This is a genomic window from Pseudomonas sp. GZD-209 (assembly GCF_049310485.1).
Classification (GTDB): Bacteria; Pseudomonadota; Gammaproteobacteria; order Pseudomonadales; family Pseudomonadaceae; genus Aquipseudomonas; species Aquipseudomonas sichuanensis.
This window is the reverse complement of record NZ_JBMOWQ010000235.1, coordinates 1-3,643: the sequence shown is the minus strand read 5'-3', so window position 1 is coordinate 3,643 and position 3,643 is coordinate 1. Positions and strand designations below refer to the sequence as shown.

The 3,643-nt window shown below is 65.0% G+C and carries 2 protein-coding genes; one reads left to right on the top strand and one right to left on the bottom strand.

All coding sequences use genetic code 11. The features are described from left to right. Positions 1-41: 41 nt before the first annotated feature. A complete protein-coding gene (locus tag ACO6VM_RS23615) occupies positions 42-1,799 on the bottom strand; it encodes a sigma-54-dependent Fis family transcriptional regulator (RefSeq protein WP_422403879.1) in 1,758 nt (585 codons plus the stop codon). 266 nt (positions 1,800-2,065) lie between these two features. Between ACO6VM_RS23615 and ACO6VM_RS23610 the strand changes: the two genes are divergently transcribed. Beyond that, positions 2,066-3,586 (top strand): aldehyde dehydrogenase family protein, encoded by a 1,521-nt coding sequence (locus ACO6VM_RS23610; protein WP_125462456.1) that lies wholly within the window; start codon positions 2,066-2,068, stop codon positions 3,584-3,586. Positions 3,587-3,643 lie beyond the last annotated feature (57 nt).

The following is a 3,643-nucleotide window of genomic DNA, read 5'->3' as shown; positions in this document are numbered from 1 at the left end:
TTCTTTTATTCTTTCTCTGCTCTCCTTTCTTCTCCTCTTATCTACTCCCCCCCCCCCCCCCCCCCCCCCGCTCCCACGTTACGAACCAAGGCCGGGAGGTCCTGAAACTCGATCAGACCCTCATCGCACAACGCCACCAAGGTGCGCAGCACGTTACGCATCTGCCGCACGTTACCCGGCCAGGCGAAATCGAGCAGCGCCTGGCGCGCCGCAGGCTCGATAGCCAGCGCTTGCCCTTCGGCCTCCTGACCCAGCAAAAAGTCCAGCAACTGCCCTTTGTCACTGCGCTCGCGCAGCGCCGGCAGCGCCACCTCCAGGCCATTGAGGCGGTAATAAAGGTCTTCGCGAAAGCCCCCCTGCTCCACCCGCTCAAGCAAATCGCGGTGGGTGGCGCTGATGATGCGCACATCCACAGCTTGCGGCTCACCACCAATAGGCACCACCTGACGCTCTTCCAGCACCCGCAGCAACCGGGTTTGCAACGCCAGCGGCATGTCGCCGATCTCGTCGAGCAACAGGGTGCCGCCATCGGCCTGCAACAGCTTGCCACGCATGCCCTCCTTGCGCGCCCCGGTGAAACTGCCGCCGCGATAGCCGAACAGCTCGCTCTCGATCAGGCTCTCGGGAATCGAGGCGCAGTTGATTGCCACGAAGGGCTTGTGACGGCGAGCGCTGGCCTGGTGCACGGCCTGGGCGAACGCCTCCTTGCCACAACCGGTCTCACCGCGCAGCAGCAGCGGCACATCACGCTCGAAGACCCGCACGGCCCGGCGAAAGTCATGCTGCAACGCCGGGTCGAGCAGGCAGATGCCCGGCTCGGCGGCCTGGCGCGCCTGGGGCAACGCCGCCGGCACCGACCACACAGGTTTACGCGCCTGGCCCCGCAGGCTGGCGAACACCTGCCGGCCATCACGGGTATGCAGTGGCCACGCCGTGCTGCCTTGCGCCGTGGCACGGCTGAACAGTTCGTCATGACTACAGGCAAAGAACCGATCGACCGGCTTGCCCAGCACGCCACCGCGAATGCTGCCCAGCAGGTTCAGCGCGCTCTGGTTGGCGGCGCAGATCCGACCGTCGCCGTCGAACGCCAGCAAGCCTTCGCTGAACAAGCCGACCGATTCGGCCTGCAGGTGGAAACGCAGCAGCCATTGCTGCTCGAAGTGGCGCAGGAAGTAACAGCTCTCGATCATCTTCGCCGAAAGGTTGACCAGCGCCATGGTGTGGAACTGGCTCTGGCGCGACACGTCCGGCCGCGCCGACGACACGTCGAGCACCGCCAGCAGTTCACCGTGGGGGTCGAACACCGGGCTGGCCGAGCAGGTCAGGCCGGTATGCCGACCACGAAAGTGCTCGCCCTGGTGGATGGTCAGGGCCTGGCGCTCGACCAGGCAGGTGCCGATGCCGTTGGTGCCCTCGCGCGCCTCGCTCCAGTCGGCACCGAGCCACAAGCCGGCACGCTCGAAAATGCGTCGCTCGCTGGGTGCGGTCACGCAGTTGAGGATCACCCCACGGGCATCGGTGAGCAGCACCGCATGCCCGCTGCCCGAAAGCTGCTGGTGCAGGCTGTTCATCTCGTTGTCGGCGATCTGCAGCACCTGCTGCAGGCGCTCGCGGCTTTCCAGCAGGCGGCCGTGTTCGAGCACCACCGGGGCCTGGGCGCGCGCAGGGTCGAGGTGATAGTCCTCCAGGCAACGCAGCCAGGAGCGGGCGATGGAGGGGTCGCTGCCCGGCCCGCTGGCCTGGCCATGGGCGACAGTCAGCACTTGCTGGGCGTGGCGGCTGAACGGGTTGCTCTGCATTTGTTGTTGTTCTCCGCAGATAGAGCGTTGCGCCAGCATCCTCCAGGCACGAGCGCTTTGCAATGCTGGCTGACCACCGAGTCACCGGCTGTGCCATCAACGGTACAAAGTGTCACCCGGCCCGTGCCAGCCTTGGTACAACGCCGTGCCGACCCGCCTGGAAAAATGACCCAAGTCATTGATCTGCAAGGGCCCGCCGGCACTGGCCCGACCTTTGCTCTACGCTTGGTAACTCCGCAACAATCACAATGACCAGGAGACACACCATGCGTTACGCACATCCCGGTACCGAGGGCGCCAAGGTCAACTTCAAGACCCGCTACGGCAACTACATCGGTGGTGAGTTCGTTCCTCCGGTAAAGGGTGAGTACTTCACCAACACCTCGCCGGTGAACGGCCAGCCGATCGCCGAGTTCCCTCGCTCCACTGCCGAAGACATCGACAAGGCCCTCGACGCCGCCCACGCCGCCGCCGATGCCTGGGGCCGCACGTCAGTGCAGGACCGCTCCAACGTGCTGCTGAAGATCGCCGACCGCATCGAGCAGAACCTCGAACTGCTGGCCATCACCGAAACCTGGGACAACGGCAAGCCGATCCGCGAAACCCTCAACGCCGACATCCCGCTGGCCGTCGACCACTTCCGCTACTTCGCCGGCTGCATCCGCGCCCAGGAAGGCGGCGCCGCCGAGATCAACGAGAACACCGTGGCCTACCACATCCACGAGCCGCTGGGCGTGGTCGGGCAGATCATCCCGTGGAACTTCCCGCTGCTGATGGCCGCCTGGAAGCTCGCCCCGGCCCTGGCCGCCGGCAACTGCGTGGTGCTCAAGCCCGCCGAACAGACCCCGCTGGGCATCACCGTGCTGCTGGAGCTGATCGGCGACCTGCTGCCCAAAGGCGTGCTCAACGTGGTGCAAGGCTATGGCCGCGAGGCCGGTGAAGCGCTGGCCACCAGCAAGCGCATCGCCAAGATCGCCTTCACCGGCTCCACCCCGGTCGGCTCGCACATCATGAAGTGCGCGGCCGAGAACATCATCCCGTCCACCGTCGAACTGGGTGGCAAGTCGCCGAACGTGTACTTCGAAGACATCATGCAGGCCGAGCCGAGCTTCATCGACAAGGCCGCCGAAGGCATGGTGCTGGCGTTCTTCAACCAGGGCGAAGTGTGCACCTGCCCGTCGCGGGCGCTGGTACAGGAGTCGATCTACCCGCAGTTCATGGAAGTGGTGATGAAGAAGGTCCTGCAGATCAAGCGCGGCGACCCACTGGACACCGACACCATGGTCGGCGCCCAGGCCTCGCAGCAGCAGTTCGACAAGATCCAGTCCTACCTGAAGATCGCCCAGGAAGAAGGCGCCGAGCTGCTGACCGGCGGCAAGGTGGAACAACTCGAAGGCTCGCTGGCCACGGGTTACTACATTCAGCCGACCCTGCTCAAGGGCAACAACAAGATGCGCGTGTTCCAGGAAGAAATCTTCGGCCCGGTGGTCAGCGTCACCACCTTCAAGGACGAAGCCGAAGCCCTGGCGATTGCCAACGACACCGAGTTCGGCCTCGGCGCCGGCGTATGGACCCGCGACATCAACCGCGCCTACCGCATGGGCCGCGGCATCAAGGCCGGCCGTGTGTGGACCAACTGCTACCACCTGTACCCGGCGCATGCCGCGTTCGGTGGCTACAAGAAGTCCGGCGTCGGCCGTGAAACCCACAAGATGATGCTCGACCACTACCAGCAGACCAAGAACCTGCTGGTGAGCTACGACATCAACCCGCTGGGCTTCTTCTAAACGTCAATCATCGCGGGGGAAGAACCACCCCCCGCAGGAAGGGGGGTTCCCCCCAGG

Bases quoted from the DNA above. Each gene is read 5' to 3' on its own strand.
- ACO6VM_RS23615 (WP_422403879.1), bottom strand. From the start codon at position 1,799: ATGCAGAGCAACCCGTTCAGCCGCCACGCCCAGCAAGTGCTGACTGTC.
- ACO6VM_RS23610 (WP_125462456.1), top strand. From the start codon at position 2,066: ATGCGTTACGCACATCCCGGTACCGAGGGCGCCAAGGTCAACTTCAAG.